Source organism: Meiothermus granaticius NBRC 107808 (assembly GCF_003574355.1).
GTDB classification, from domain to species: Bacteria; Deinococcota; Deinococci; order Deinococcales; family Thermaceae; genus Meiothermus; species Meiothermus granaticius.
The window spans coordinates 22,232-36,439 of sequence record NZ_QWLB01000008.1; the positions used below are offsets into that span (position 1 = coordinate 22,232).

At 63.0% G+C, this 14,208-nt stretch carries 14 protein-coding genes; 4 read left to right on the plus strand and 10 right to left on the minus strand.

The genetic code is table 11. From position 1 onward, the window contains the following. The first annotated feature begins 37 nt into the window (after window positions 1-37). On the plus strand, window positions 38-1,597 hold the full coding sequence (gene nagZ / locus Mgrana_RS04135) for a beta-N-acetylhexosaminidase (RefSeq protein ID WP_240631241.1): 1,560 nt from the start codon (window positions 38-40) through the stop codon (window positions 1,595-1,597). Between the two features lie 13 nt (window positions 1,598-1,610). Here nagZ and Mgrana_RS04140 read toward each other — a convergent pair whose 3' ends face one another. Continuing rightward, the gene (locus Mgrana_RS04140; RefSeq protein WP_119356343.1) at window positions 1,611-2,141 is read right to left on the minus strand and encodes a GNAT family N-acetyltransferase; all 531 of its coding nucleotides are present in this window, start codon (window positions 2,139-2,141) and stop codon (window positions 1,611-1,613) included. A gap of 216 nt (window positions 2,142-2,357) precedes the next feature. After that, entirely contained in the window at window positions 2,358-4,919 is a 2,562-nt protein-coding gene (locus tag Mgrana_RS04145; RefSeq protein WP_119356344.1) for a S8 family serine peptidase, read from the minus strand. Between the two features lie 227 nt (window positions 4,920-5,146). Here Mgrana_RS04145 and proS point away from each other — a divergent pair, with 227 nt between their 5' ends. Next, window positions 5,147-6,580 carry a proline--tRNA ligase gene (gene proS, locus Mgrana_RS04150; protein WP_119356345.1) on the plus strand — a complete coding sequence of 478 codons (1,434 nt, stop codon included), beginning with the start codon at window positions 5,147-5,149 and terminating at the stop codon, window positions 6,578-6,580. Between the two features lie 2 nt (window positions 6,581-6,582). Then, a complete protein-coding gene (gene nth, locus Mgrana_RS04155) occupies window positions 6,583-7,269 on the plus strand; it encodes an endonuclease III (RefSeq protein ID WP_119356346.1) in 687 nt (228 codons plus the stop codon). On the opposite strand, the gene Mgrana_RS04160 is transcribed toward nth, so the two are convergent. Beyond that, window positions 7,250-7,483, minus strand: a complete 234-nt coding sequence (locus tag Mgrana_RS04160) for a hypothetical protein (protein ID WP_240631242.1) — start codon at window positions 7,481-7,483, stop codon at window positions 7,250-7,252. The genes nth and Mgrana_RS04160 overlap by 20 nt on opposite strands. Before the next feature lie 102 nt (window positions 7,484-7,585). On the opposite strand from Mgrana_RS04160, the gene Mgrana_RS04165 reads away from it, so the two are divergent. Continuing rightward, window positions 7,586-8,545, plus strand: a complete 960-nt coding sequence (locus tag Mgrana_RS04165; RefSeq protein ID WP_119356347.1) for a Stp1/IreP family PP2C-type Ser/Thr phosphatase — start codon at window positions 7,586-7,588, stop codon at window positions 8,543-8,545. 84 nt (window positions 8,546-8,629) lie between these two features. On the opposite strand, the gene groL is transcribed toward Mgrana_RS04165, so the two are convergent. From groL to Mgrana_RS04200, 7 genes are all read right to left on the minus strand, one after another. Then, entirely contained in the window at window positions 8,630-10,273 is a 1,644-nt protein-coding gene (groL, locus tag Mgrana_RS04170) for a chaperonin GroEL (protein ID WP_119356348.1), read from the minus strand. A gap of 40 nt (window positions 10,274-10,313) precedes the next feature. Continuing rightward, on the minus strand, window positions 10,314-10,613 hold the full coding sequence (groES, locus tag Mgrana_RS04175; protein ID WP_119356349.1) for a co-chaperone GroES: 300 nt from the start codon (window positions 10,611-10,613) through the stop codon (window positions 10,314-10,316). 132 nt (window positions 10,614-10,745) lie between these two features. Then, window positions 10,746-11,528, minus strand: coding sequence for a TrmH family RNA methyltransferase (locus Mgrana_RS04180; RefSeq protein WP_119356403.1), 783 nt, complete (start codon window positions 11,526-11,528; stop codon window positions 10,746-10,748). Between the two features lie 20 nt (window positions 11,529-11,548). After that, the gene (locus Mgrana_RS04185) at window positions 11,549-11,983 is read right to left on the minus strand and encodes a hypothetical protein (RefSeq protein WP_119356350.1); all 435 of its coding nucleotides are present in this window, start codon (window positions 11,981-11,983) and stop codon (window positions 11,549-11,551) included. Between the two features lie 12 nt (window positions 11,984-11,995). Beyond that, window positions 11,996-12,850 (minus strand): acetate and sugar kinases/Hsc70/actin family protein, encoded by an 855-nt coding sequence (locus tag Mgrana_RS04190; RefSeq protein WP_119356351.1) that lies wholly within the window; start codon window positions 12,848-12,850, stop codon window positions 11,996-11,998. Window positions 12,851-12,907: 57 nt separating this feature from the next. Next, complete coding sequence (locus Mgrana_RS04195) at window positions 12,908-13,870, minus strand: quinone oxidoreductase family protein (RefSeq protein WP_119356352.1); 963 nt, start codon at window positions 13,868-13,870, stop codon at window positions 12,908-12,910. 58 nt (window positions 13,871-13,928) lie between these two features. Further along, window positions 13,929-14,159, minus strand: coding sequence for a hypothetical protein (locus Mgrana_RS04200; protein WP_240631243.1), 231 nt, complete (start codon window positions 14,157-14,159; stop codon window positions 13,929-13,931). Window positions 14,160-14,208: the final 49 nt, after the last annotated feature.

The following is a 14,208-nucleotide window of genomic DNA, read 5'->3' on the forward strand; positions in this document are numbered from 1 at the left end:
TTGAAGTAGTATTTTGTCAAGTATCCCTGGAGGCACCATGACCAATCCTCGACAACTCGCTGCCCGCATGATGATGGTGGATATCCCTAGCCCGGTCCTGGACCCGGAAACTCGAGCCCATCTGGAGCGCTACCGCTTTGGGGGGGTCTGCCTGTTCCGGCGCAACATTCAGCGCCCGGCTCAGGTACGGCAATTGACCGGGGAGCTGCGCAGCGTGCTGGGCCCCGAGGTGCTCATCGCCATCGATCAGGAAGGGGGCGCGGTGCAGCGGGTGCTCGAGCTGGCCCTGGCCCCCTCGGCCATGGCCCTAGGCGCCGTAGGCGACCCCAAACTGGCAGAACAGGTGGGCGCTGCGGTGGGCCGGGGGTTGATCTCCCTGGGCATTAACTGGAACTTTGCCCCCTCGCTGGATGTCAACACCAATCCAAGCAACCCGGTGATCGGGGATCGCAGCTTCGGCTCCGACCCCAAGAAGGTGGCGCGGCTGGGGCTGGCCTGGGCCAGAGGTTTGGAGGGGGCGGGGGTGATGGCCTCGGTGAAGCACTTCCCTGGGCATGGGGATACCGCGCTGGATAGCCACCTCGAGCTTCCAACGGTCAACAAACCGCTAGACGAGCTCGAGCGCACCGAGCTGTACCCATTTCGCCAAGCCGCAGCCGTCCCCGTGGCCTCGGTGATGAGTGCCCACATCGTCTTCCCCGCTTTGGATCCCGAGCACCCGGCCACCCTCTCTCGAGCGATCCTGACCGGGTGGTTGCGCCAAAAGATGGGCTATGGCGGGGTCGTCATCACCGATGCCCTAGACATGCAAGCCATCACCAAGCGGTACCCGATGGGCCAGGCCGCAGCCCAGAGCCTCAAAGCCGGGGCCGATATGATCCTGTCGCTGGGTAAGCCCGAGGTGCACCGGGTGCAGCTCGAGGCCATTGCGGAAGCCCTGGAACAAGGGGCCATCCCTACCGACCAAGCTGCAGCCAGCCTCCAGCGCCTCTCCCAGGCCGCCCAGCGCTTTCCCAGCCAACCCCGCCCCTACCCCAAAGCCCAGCTCGCCGCTGACCGGCGCCTGATGGACCAGGTGGCCCTGCGGAGCATCACCGCCTACCGCCAACCGCCACGCCCCCAGGCCGATCAAAAGGTCTTGATCGTCTCAGCAGGAAGCGCTTTTTCAGCGGGCCCCTATGGCGAAACCCTGGCTGTTTCCGAGTTTGCCAAACGCCTCAAAAAGCGCTTCCCCAAGGTCCATCTGTTTGTATATGACCCCAAAAACGCCACGGAGTACCTCGAGCCCCTAGAAGAAGCGGCTCAAAAAGCGGACTTCTTGCTGGTGGCCTCTGTAGGACGAGAACCGCTGAGCCCCGCCGAGGCCAGGCTGCTGCGCCAGGCCTTTAGGCTGGGCAAACCCGCGGTTCACCTGGCGTTGTGGAACCCCTACCACCTCCTGGCTCTGAAGCAGCCGGCTTTCATAAGCTATGGGTTTCGCGCGCCCACGCTCGAGGCCCTGGTTCGGGTACTGGCCGGAACCGAGGCCCAGGGAAAGCTGCCGTTCAAAACCCGCGGATCGGCCTCGCCGGCACAGCCTGAACGGGCCAAATCCTGACACAGAAGGACCCTCAGTAGTAGATAGGGGGACGGCTGCTCAACCATTCCTCCGGCAGAAGGCTGTACATGTACACGTCCCAGGGCTCTCCCCGAATCCAACGGTAACGGCGCAACAACCCCTCCCGCTTGAAGCCAAGCTTTTCCAGGGCCCGTTGGGAACGGGTATTGTTCACATGGGTCAGCGACTGGATGCGCTTGAGCTCCGGGGGGCCAAACATGAAATCAAACAACACCACCTTGGCCTCGGTGTTGAGCCCCTGCCCCCAGTAGGGCCGCCCAATCCAGGTCTCGGTCTCGCCCAGGCGGTTCTCCCAGTCCACGGTCATGCCGGTTACCCCAGCCGCACTCCCCCCCACCTCAATTACGAACATGGCTTCCTTGGTGGCCAGGTCCTCGAGGTAGGCGGCGGTCTCCTCCACGGTGGTATGCGGCCCCCAGTACATGAATTCGGCAATTTCCGGGTCGGAAGCGTAGGGGAACAGCTCTGCGGCATCCTCGGGCCGAGGAGGGCGCAAGAGCACATGAGGGCCGCGCAGTTCCATAGGTTAGGCCCAGTCTATCCCCCCCAAGGACTTTGGGAAATGCGCCCTAAGCTCAACCTAGCCCCCTACCGCGCCCTTCACCGGCGGGACCGCCCGCGCTTGGGTTTCGAGTTTCCCGGCAGCCACAGTTCTGTGCAGGACAAGGGTTTCTTGAAGAAGAGCGCTCTAAACCAACATGACCCCCGGATGGGGGTCATGTTGTAGCCCAATCGGTGTTTAGGGACGGGCCAGGGTGATGGTGGGTGAGGTCCAGGTCTCCCAGTCGGTGGGGATATCCGGATTGCCGGTGGGTTTGAGCACCCGCACCATGAGCTTGTACTGCCCATTGGGCACGGGCTTAAACTCCTCCGGAACCTTGTAGTTGGTGCCGTAGGCGTCCTGGGTTTTGTAGCTGGTGATGCGGGTGCCATCCCAGGGGATGGCATAGATGCCGGTCGCGCTGGAATTGCGGCTGATGAACTCGCCGTAATCGGCCTTGTTGAACTTGGGATGGATCGGCTGGCCGGTGACTGCGTTGAGGATGACGATATCGTAGAGCCGCGCTCCGTGCTCGAAGTGCACCAGCAGCACGGGCACATCGCCATTCTGCAGAGTGAAGCTGGCTCCGCTGCTCAGGTTGTCAAAGTTGGCGTTGGAGAGCCAGGGCAGACCGTAGGGGGTGGGGGTAAGCACCTTGATGGCCTGGTATCCCCCTACCATTCCCACATAGGGAACGTTCAGGGCAATCCCCGCACCCACCGGCTGGAAGAGGATATACCCCCCATACAGGCTCTTGGCTGGAAGGGCCGGGTTGGGGGTGATGGTCACGTTGAGGTTAACCTCTCCCTTGGCGGGCACGGTCACCTGTGGGGCGCTGAAGCTCACGCTGGCAAACCCGGTGACAAAGCTCGGGCTATAGACGCTGCCGGTTGCCGAGGGGCCAGGGACATGGGTGGGTTTGTAGATCAGGGGTACATTGCTGCGGTTCTTCAGGGTCAGGGTCTGGGTATAGGCACCTGCAACCCTGGCAAAGGAGATGCTGGGCGGGGTGATGGTGACGCGGTCTTGCACTGCCGCCACGATATCGATCATCCCTGCGCCTTCGCGGTAGCTGGTCTCCGGCAAGCCCGAGGTAGGAGCCAGCGAGAAGGCCCTGGGCATGGCGGTATTCTGCAGGTACTTCTTGACCTCGCTGGGGCGCTGGACCCCCCAGAAGGCCGGGTTGCCCTCCAGGAGCAGGGCGGCCGCACCCGCCACCTGCGGAGAGGACATCGAGGTTCCGCTCAGGATGGCATACCCGCCTTTGTCCAGGGGATAGGCCGAACGGATCAGCCCACCGGGGGCTCCCAGGTCGGGGCGTAGCTCGAGGTCCTGGCTCAAGCCCCAAGAGCTAAAGCTGGAGATGCGGTTGCCGGTGGGGTTAGAGGCTTGCACCAGGTCGGCTGTCCAGGTCAGGGTGGGGTTGCCAAGCGCCTTGAGAGCGGCCCCATCGGCCTTGGTGATGCAGATCCCGAAAACCGGCCCTGGAGCAATCCCACCCCCAGCAAAGAAGCCGTCCACATTGTTGGCGATTACCACGCCCACCGCTCCGGCTCCCACGGCCTTTTGATACTTCTCGTTGAAGGTACAGCTCCCCCGATCAATCAGGGCCACCTTACCGGAGGGATCCGCCAAATAGGCATCGGCAGCACAACCCCTTCCCACATACACCAACGGGGCCGAGGTTCCACTGGTAGGTGCCTCGAGGGCACCCTCTAAGGGCAGGTAGGGCAGCGCGGCTCCCCCGGGGTTGATGATGGCAGAATTGGCCGAGACCCGGATGTTATCAAAGGAGGCTACGCTGATCACCCCCTGGGTGGCCGCGGGGCCGCCGGTAGCGAACAGGCCCAGCCCACCGTCGTTGCCGGCAGAGGCCACTACCACCACCCCCCGTTTGATCATCTGGGTGATGGCTTTACCGATCGCCGACCAGCCATAAGGCGAGCCCAGGCTCATGTTCACGATGTCCATGCCATCGGTCTCAGCCCGCTCCAGTGCCGCCATCACCACCTCATCGGAGGTGGAGCCCTCACAGCCAAACACCTTGTAGGCCCCGAACTTTACCCCTGGGGCCACCCCAGTGATCTGGGAGTCCTTGCCCCCCACAATCCCTGCCACGTGGGTACCATGGCCGTTGCAATCGTCGGGATTGGGGCCGGGCACAGGGACATCGTGAGCCGGATCGCTGGCGTCGTAGGCGTTGCCCACGAAGTCATATCCGGTAATGATCCGCCCCGCAAACGCGGGGTGCTGGAGGTCTATACCGGTATCAATGATCCCCACCTTGACCCCACGACCGGTGAGCCCCAGGTCGTTTTGGGCGATATCCGCCCCGGTCATGCTGAGCGAGCTATCCACGTTGGGACTGGCATTCTGCAGCGGGGGCAGGCTCTCCGTGCGCACCGGGTAAATGGCCACCACCCCAGGCAGGGTGTAGAGCTTGTTTGGGCTGCCCTTGACCTCAACCGAGAAGCCGTTAAACAGATTGGTGTAGGTGTAGTGAATGGTCACGCCCGCCGCCTGGGCGGCCTGGCGGAACGCCGCCTGCTGGGTCTGCACACTCTGCAAGCTCACCCCATCGCTGGTGGCCCCTCCCGCGAGCTCCACAAACCAGCGGGTAGGGGTTTCATTGACCAGCTTGCCGACCCCCCCATCCGGCAAGGAAGCGAGGGTCTCGAGGCTGGGTTTTGCCCCGTTCTTGATCCCCCCACAGGCCGCTAAAAGCCCTGCCAGTGCTATCAGCCAAATCCACCGTTTCATCCAACCACCCTCCTCCTGCAGCAATCAAACCCAAAGACACACCGATCCAGCCGAGACGTGCTCTACCCTTCCCTTCAGGTTTGTATATTGCCCTCCCAATATACGCCTTGGGTTGCATATTTGGTGTTAATCCTCACGTTTCTTAGACGTTGCGTTTCTACCGGGGGTCTCGAGCCGCCCAATTCCGCCGCCTATCGGATCAATCCCATCCGCTATGATGGGTCGGTATGGCCAAGGACAAAGGCATAACTCCGCAGTCTCAGGATTTCAATGAGTGGTACAACGAGGTGATCCAGAAAGCCGAACTGGTAGATTACGGTCCCGCTCGAGGCACCATGGTGATTCGCCCCTACGGATTTGCCCTGTGGGAAGGGATCCAGCGGGCCTTGGACGAGATGTTCAAGGCCACCGGGCACACCAACGCCTATTTCCCTCTGCTGATCCCCATGAGCTTCTTCCAAAAGGAAGCCGAGCACGTCGAGGGGTTCGCGCCTGAGCTGGCCGTGGTGACCCATGCCGGTGGGGAGGAGCTCGAGGAACCCCTGGCGATTCGGCCCACCTCGGAGACCATCATCGGGCACATGTGGGCCAAGTGGATCCGCACCTACCGCGACCTGCCTCAGCTGCTCAACCAATGGGGGAACGTGGTGCGCTGGGAATTGCGCACCAAACCCTTCCTGCGTACCTCGGAGTTTTTATGGCAGGAGGGCCATACCGCCCACGCCACCGCCGAAGAAGCCGAGGCCGAGGTGCGGCAGATGCTGGGCATCTACGCCCGAATGAGCCGGGAGTGGGCCGCTGTACCGGTGTGGGAAGGGGTCAAGACCGAGAGCGAGAAGTTTGCCGGAGCCGTGTACACCACCACCATCGAGGCCATGATGCGCGATGGGAAAGCCCTGCAATCCGGAACCAGCCACTACCTAGGGCAAAACTTCGCCCGGGCCTTTGACATCCAGTTCCAGGATAAAGACCAGGCCAACAAGCATGTCCACACCACCTCCTGGGGCCTTTCCACGCGCATGGTCGGAGCGGTGATCATGACCCACGGCGATGACAAAGGCTTGATCCTACCCCCCAAGCTGGCTCCCGTGCAGGTGGTGATTGTGCCCATCTACAAATCCGAGACCCGCCCACAGGTCATGCCCGCAGCGGAGGGGCTGGCGGCGGAGCTCAAAGCCGCAGGGCTGCGGGTTGCCCTCGATGACCGCGACCAGTACAGCCCCGGCTTCAAGTTCAACGAGTGGGAGCTGAAAGGAGTGCCGCTGCGCCTAGAGCTTGGCCCACGCGACGTGGAGGCTGGAACTGCCGTCCTGGCCTCCCGTTTAGGGGGCAAAGAAACCGTTTCCCTGAGGGAGGTGGTGGCGAGCCTGCCGGGGCGGCTCGAGCAGTTCCAGCGCGACCTCTACCAACGGGCCCTGGAGTTTCGCGAGGCCCACACCTGGGAAGTAGATAGCTACGATCTGTTCAAAGAAAAGGTCGAGCAGGGCTTTGTCAAAGCCTTCCACTGTGGGGACAAGGACTGCGAACGGGAGATCAAGGCCGAGACCACCGCCACCACCCGCTGCATCCCCTATGACGAGCCCCAAGCCCACGGGAACTGCATCCGCTGCAGCAGGCCGAGCGCCTATGGCAAGCGGATTCTCTTTGCCAAGGCCTATTAGGTATGTCCAGGGTTGAGGGGCCAGATCCAAAAATCTCCTTCCCACGGGAATCGCTAAAGGCCAAGCAGGCGCGGGCCTCCAGGATCCTCGCGGTGCTGGAAACCCTGTATCCCCAAGCGGCTACCGAGCTGGCCCATACCAATCCCTTTGAATTGCTGGTGGCTACGGTGCTCTCGGCCCAAGCCACCGATGCCTCGGTGAACAAGGCCACTCCGGCCCTCTTCCAGCGCTACCCCAATGCGAAAGCCCTCGCCCAGGCTTCCCCCGAAGAGGTGGAGCCTTACATCAAAACCATTGGCCTCTACCGGGCCAAAGCCAGAAACCTGGTCATGCTGGCTCGGCAGTTGGTAGAGCGGTATGACGGGGAGGTACCGGTGGATAAGGCCAAGCTGCGTGAGCTGCCGGGGGTAGGCTGGAAAACCGCCACGGTGGTGCTGGGAGCGGCCTTTGGGGTCCCCGGTATCGCGGTGGACACCCACCTCACCCGTTTGGCCTCCCGTCTGGGGCTTTCCCCGCACAAAAACCCCGAAAAGATCGGGGCTGACCTCGAGCGGCTATTCCCCAAGGAAAAATGGGTCTTCACCCACCACGCCCTGATCCTGTTTGGGCGCTACCGCTGCACCGCGCGCAGACCCTTGTGTCAGGGCTGCCCTATTTATAGCGACTGCATCAGTAAGGGGGCCTGGTAGGGCCCCGGCGGGCCGGCAGCCTGCGCCAGCGACCGGGCCACCAGCGGGCCTCGAGACGCCGCCAGGCATAGGCCAGACTGCCCACAACCCCCGCCCCCACCGCTAAAACCCAGAACGCGGTCAGGGCCCAGAGCAGCACGAACAACCCCAGGGTGGCAGCAGCACCGAGCATCATCCAGCCCAGGGGACCACGGGGCAAGCGGAAGGTTCTCACCCCTCTAGGGTAGAGCAAGGTGGGTGAGGCGGATTAGGGTTCCAGAGTTTATGGTGATTTTTGGCCTGACTCTTTTAACCGCTCACCTATAATGCGCCTAGTATGGCCAGTTCTGACAGCCTCCCGCTGGTTTTCTCGGCGGCGCTCACCGATCCCGGTCGCAAGCGCGCCCTCAACGAGGATGCTGTCAGCCAGACCCTGATGCCCTACGGCGGCATCTTCGTGGTGGCCGATGGGATGGGGGGGCATCGCACCGGTGAGGTGGCCTCGCAGATGGCGGTCAGCCAGATTGTGGAGTTTCTCAAGCGCGAGGAACCCTCCCCGCAGGGGCTGCTCGAGGCCTTCGAGCTGGCCAACGAAGCCATCTACTTGGCCGGGCAAAAGCCGGAGTCGCGCGGGATGGGCACCACCTGCACCGCCTTATGGCTGGATCTCCCCTATGCCCTCATCGCCCACGTAGGCGACAGCCGGGCGTATTTGCTGCGCGATGGGGAGCTAACCCAGCTCACCCAAGACCACTCCTGGGTAGCCGACCGGGTGCGGCAGGGGCTTTTGAGCGAGGAAGAGGCCCGCAATCACCGCTGGCGCAACGTGATTACCAATGCCCTGGGCTCCTTTCCACAGTCCAAGGTGGATTTGGTTGGGCTCAGGGTGCAGCCGGGGGATGTTTTTCTGCTCTGCTCCGACGGGCTGAGCGGGGTGCTGGAAGACAAGGTATTGGCCGAGATGGTCAACACTAACCCTCCAGAGCCCGCGGTGGCCCAACTGGTCAAGCTGGCCAACGAGTGGGGCGGCCCGGACAACATCAGCGCGGTGGTGGTCACGGTGGGAAGCCAGTTGCCCCAGCGCACCCGTCCCTACGCCCTGCCCCTCCATACCGAGGGCGGGCCGGTCCGGCTGCAAAGCGGCACCGATCCAGAGATCCTTACCACCCAGATTGCCGAACCGGTCAAAAAGCCCACCTTCTGGGGAAGGTGGGGCAGCCTAATCCTGCTGGGGCTATGGTTTGCCTTGCTCGGTTTTGTGCTGCTCAATCAGTTTGGCCATAAAGGCACCCCCTAGAGCGCTCTTCACCCACCGAGCTCAAGAGAACGCGATAAACACAAAAGGCTCGAGGTTTCCCTCGAGCCTTCCCCAATCCTGGGGTTAGAAGTCCATGTCCCCGCCCATGCCGCCAGCCCCGCCGGGCATCGCAGGGGCCTTCTCCTTCTCGGGCTTCTCCGCCACCACCGCTTCGGTGGTGAGGATCAGCGAGCCGATGGAAGCCGCATTCTGCAGGGCGGTGCGGGTCACTTTGGCCGGGTCTACAATGCCCCACTCCATCATGTCGCCGTACTCGCCGGTCGCGGCGTTGAAACCGTAGGTGGCCTTCTTGCTGGAGAGGATCTGGTTGACCACCACGCTGCCTTCGAATCCCGCGTTAGAGGCGATCTGACGAGCGGGCTCCTCCAGGGCGCGCAGCACGATCTTGGCGCCGGTAGCCTCGTCTCCCTCGAGCCCCTTGATCAGGTTCTTGACCGCGCTGGCTGCCCGCAGCAAGGCCACCCCACCGCCAGGCACAATGCCTTCCTCGACTGCCGCGCGCGCGGTGGAGAGGGCATCCTCGTAGCGGTGCTTCTTCTCCTTGAGCTCGGTCTCGGTGGCCGCCCCGACACGGATCACCGCCACCCCACCGGCCAGCTTGGCCAGGCGCTCCTGGAGCTTCTCCTTGGCGTACTCGCTGTCGGAGGTCTCGAGCTCCTTCTTGATGCCGTTGATCCGGGCGTCAATGTCTTCCTTCTTGCCCTTGCCGGCCACCACGGTGGTCTCATCCTTGTTGATGCGCACCCGCTCGGCCCGGCCCAGCATGGAGAGGGTGGCGTTTTCCAGCTTGAAGCCCAGCTCCTCGCTGATCACGGTACCACCGGTGATAGCGGCCAGGTCCTTGAGCATCTCCTTGCGGCGGTCCCCAAAGCCCGGGGCCTTGACCGCAGCGATGTTCAAGGTGCCGCGCAGCTTGTTGACCACCAGCGTAGCCAGGGCCTCGCCCTCTACGTCCTCGGCGATCAGCAGCAGGGGCTTGCCGGTCTGGGCCACCTGCTCGAGCACCGGCAGCAGCTCCCGCACGTTGGAGATCTTCTTCTCGGTGATCAGGATGTACGGATCATCGAGGCTGGCCTCCATGGCGTCGGGGTTGTTGACGAAGTAAGGGGAGATGTAGCCCTTGTCGAACTGGTACCCCTCGACAAAGTTCAGCTCGGTGTCCAGGCTCTTGCTCTCCTCAACGGTGATCACGCCCTCGCGGCCCACCTTCTCCATCGCATCGGCAATCAGCTTGCCGATCTCGGTGTCGTTGTTGGCCGAGACGCTGGCTACCTCGTAGATGGCCTTGCGGTCATTCACCGCCACCGCCATCTTCTGCACCTCTTCCACCGCAGCGCTCACGGCTTTCTCAATGCCCCGCTTGAGCTCGAGGGGATTGGCCCCGGCCGCCACGTTGCGCAACCCTTCCCGCACAATGGCCTGGCCCAGCACGGTGGCAGTGGTGGTGCCGTCCCCGGTGATGTCGTTGGTCTTGGAGGCGATCTCGATGATCAGCTTGGCCCCGATGTTCTCCAAGTGATCCTCTAGCTCCACTTCCTTGGCGACGCTCACCCCGTCTTTGGTGATGGTGGGGGAACCGAACTTCTTCTCCAGCACCACGTTGCGCCCACGGGGGCCCAAGGTCACTTTCACCGCGTTGGCCACGGCGTTTACGCCGCGCTCCAACCCACGCCGAGAGGCTTCGTCAAACACTAGGGTTTTGGCCATAATTTTTGCTCCTTTCAGTCCTGCATTTCAGAGGCTGGCTTTACAGCACAGCCAGCAGATCGCGCTCGCTGAGCACGATGTATTCAGTGCCGTCAATCTCGACCTCGGTGCCGCCGTACTTGGCAAAGAGCACCGTGTCGCCCACCTTTACCTCCAGGGGAACCTTGGTGCCGTTATCCAGCACCCGGCCGCTGCCCACCGCGATCACTTTGCCGCGCTGGGGTTTCTCCTTAGCGCTGTCGGGCAGCACGATACCCCCCCGGGTCTTGGGCTCTTCTTCCACCCGCTGAACCAGCACACGGTCGCCTAAGGGCTTCATTTTGGTAGCGACTTCTGCCATACTCTTGCCTCCTTTGACAGTCAAGGGTTTAGAGTGTCAACCCAGCAACATAGTATTTTCCTCACTCCATCAGATTGTCAAGAGGGAAAGCTATAGAGTTGAGCGAGGTTGAGTCAAGTTTTCGCCGCATTTCTATGCGCGGTGGCTGCGCTGGCGACGGGCTTCATAGAGCAGAAGGGCTGCAGAAACCGCCACGTTCAGGCTGTCGGCCTGCCCCTGCATAGGGATTCGCACCCGGATTGAGGCCCCCTCGAGCCACCCCTCACTCAACCCCTGATGCTCCGGCCCCACCACGATGGCCACCTTTCCGCGCAGGTCGGCTTGCCAAAATAGCATTTGGGCATGCGGGGTGCTGGCCACCAGTGGGATTTTATGCTGCTGCAGCCAGGATAGGATTTCCGAGTCTGAGGCAGGGATGGTGGGCAGGGAAAAAATCGTCCCGGTGCTGTTGCGGATCACCTGGGGGCTGTAGAGGTCCACCCCGCCGGCCACCAGCACCGCATCAGCCCCGGCCGCATCTGCCGAGCGCAGCACAGACCCCAGATTGCCGGGTTTCTCCAGCCCCACCGCCACCAGGATCAGGGCGTTGGGAGGGATCACCAGGTCGGCCAGGGAGCGCTTAGGAATACGGCCCACCGCGATCAGGCCCGCCGGGTTCTCTCGGCTGCTCAAGCGCTTGAACAGGGTTTCGGGCAATTCCAGGTGCTCAACCCTCAGCCCAGACCGCACTCGAGCCTCCTCATCGCTCAAGGCTTCGGAGGCAATCGCGGCCTCGAGTTCGATCCCTGCTTTGAGCGCTCGCTCAATCTCGCGCGCCCCCTCAATTAGAAACCGCCCCTGATGCGTGCGGCCCTTGCGTTCCTTGAGTTCGGCCAGGGCCTTGAGGCGGGGGTTGTGGCTGCTGGTGATGCGCACCATTCTCCCAAATCTACAGGTCAGCGGGGCAGGATGGGGCGGAAATACCCCACCACTTCTCGATAGTCAAAGGTATGCACGGCTCCGGTAGGGTCGGTGATCTCCAGCAGGTCCTCGCCGGGATAGAGAATGCGCCGCAATAACATCAGCCCGCCAGGCTCGAGGGTTTCGACCTCGGCAGCCATGTAGGCTTCCTCCGCGGGGAAGCTGGACTCCGGGGAAAACCCCTCTTCGCTATCGGCCTCAACGGTATCGCTCGCCAGGCCCTCGGCAGAGCTGGGAGGGAAAAAGGGGTCCTGATCAGGGCCATCCTCGAGGCGGGCCATCGCCCCGGCCAGGTCAAAGGCATTCACCACCAGGCGGGTCTCGTGTCCTTCGCCCAAGTACAGCGACACCACCTCAGATTCTTCGTTTTCAGGATCGAAGCCCATGCGCAAACCAGCCGGTCTGGCCATAATCGAATCCCCCTACGAAATTGTACCGCGCTGCTCCTTCCCCCAGGCCTCGAGCGCCGCTCCAAAGGCCGTAGCCCAGCCGGAGCGTTCGGGGATGATGGGCCTGGGCTCAACCGAGTAGAACTGCCAAACCCGCTCGAAGGCGGCACGAATCGGGGCCAGATCCGGCAGGTGCCCCACAATCACAATCTGGGGCATCCCGGCGGCCTTGGCTGCATTGAGCGAGATCATCCCGATCACCTGAGCCACCAAGGTGACCAGTCCGGCGGCAATGTCCTCCCGCTTGGGGGGCTCGCTGAGGCTCAGAATGCGGCCAAAGTTCACCGCGGTAGCCGAAGCGGGCAGGTGGCCAATGCCCGAACCGATCACGTCCCAAAGGGTGGAATCTACCCCACCGGGGTCGCCTTGCTCGGCCAGCCGGGCCAGCTCGAGGGGGTCGCTGATCCCCAGCAGCAGTTTGGCCAACCCCAGCAGGGTGCCCCCACCCACCGCGCTTCCGGTGAAGTGATGGGCCGTCTGGTTTCGGGCCACCACCATGGCACTCCCGGTCCCCGCAGAGACCACCAGGGCCTGCGATAGCCCCGCCATCGCCAACCCACCGCGTCCAAGGGCCTGGGCCTCACCCACCTTGACCACCGGGATGCCCTCCAGGACCTCCGGTAGGGTGCGGTATAGCCCCCCCGTGGTGGCCAAACCCTTTAGCCCCTCGAGGCGCACCCCGCTCCACTGCACGGCCTGCCAGAGGGTCTCGAGGCGGGCCGGGCCCACCCCGTGCAAGCTCCAATGCCCCTGCAATTCTCCGTCTTGAACGAGGGCGATGTCTGTATTGCTAAGGCCGAAGTCTACTCCCAGGTACAGGTCGGACATACTCCCCATGCTAAGGGTCTAACCGCCGAGCCTCCCCCCTGGGCTATAAACCCCTCTTCAGGGAATCAACAGCACTTTGCCGGTGGTCGCCCTGGCCTGTAGCTGGCGGTGGGCCTCAGCCGCTTCCGCCAGGGGAAACTCCATCCCGATGCGCACCTTCAACCTGCCCTCAGCCACCCAGCGCATCACCTCCCCCGCCCGCCACTCGAGCTCCTCTCGCGATTGCAAGTAGTGGCCCAGGGAGGGCCGGGTCAGGAACAGCCCCCCTTTTTGGTTCAAAACCTGCGGGTCGAAGGGGGCCACCGGCCCGGAGGACTGCCCACACAGCACCAACATCCCCCGCACCCGTAAGCTGTTCAGGCTTCCCTCCCAGGTGGTCCGACCGACCGAGTCATAGACCACCTGCGCCCCCTGGCCCCCGGTCAGTCCCCGTACCGCTTCAGCGAAACCCTCGTAGGGAAGGGCGTAATCAGCCCCAGCCTCTTTGGCCAAGGCCCGCTTTTCCTCGCTGCTGGCGGTAGCGATCACCGTCGCTCCAGCCCGCTTGGCCATCTGGATCAACAGCAGCCCCAGCCCACCCGCCCCAGCATGGATGAGGCAGGTCTCGCCGGCTTTCAGAGGATAGGTACTGTGGGCGAGGTAGTGGGCGGTCATCCCCTGGAGCATCGCCGCAGCGGCCCGCTTGAAGTCGAGGGCATCGGGGATCCTGACCAGCTTTTCAGCCGGGACTACAGCGTATTCAGCGTAGGCGCCCAGGATATTGGCGTACACCACCTTATCGCCCACCTTCAGCCCACCTACCCCCTCTCCCAGGGCTTCTACCGTCCCCGAGGCCTCTTCTCCCAGGGTAAACGGCAGCGGCAGGGGGTAAAGCCCGGAGCGTTTATAGGTGTCAATGAAGTTGACCCCGATGGCCCGAATCTGGACCAAGACCTGGCCGGGGCCGGGGGTGGGAAGGGGGAGTTCCTCGAGCCCCATCACCTCAGGCCCACCGATCTGATGGACGCGAATGGCTTTCATGCAGCAAGCCTATACCTTGATAGGGGGCGTCAACAGCTAGCCCCCAAACAATTCGCGCCTACAAGCGTTCCAAAAGCGCCTCAGCGTCTTGGAAATACTGGTCCTTGGGGATCAGAACATACCCCTCTAGGGCCTTGGCCGGATGGTAAGCCAGCTCCAGCCGCAGCTGAGGCCGCGGGTTCCCCACCTGGCGGATCTGCCCCAGGATTGGGCGAGGCCGGGCTTGCAAGGCCTGCGACATCCGCTCGAGCACAAAGGAGAGGTAGGCAACCAGGCTAAGCGCTTTCACCCCTCCAGTGTAGCCAAAGCGCCCATAGGCATTGTGAAGGGCTAAACTG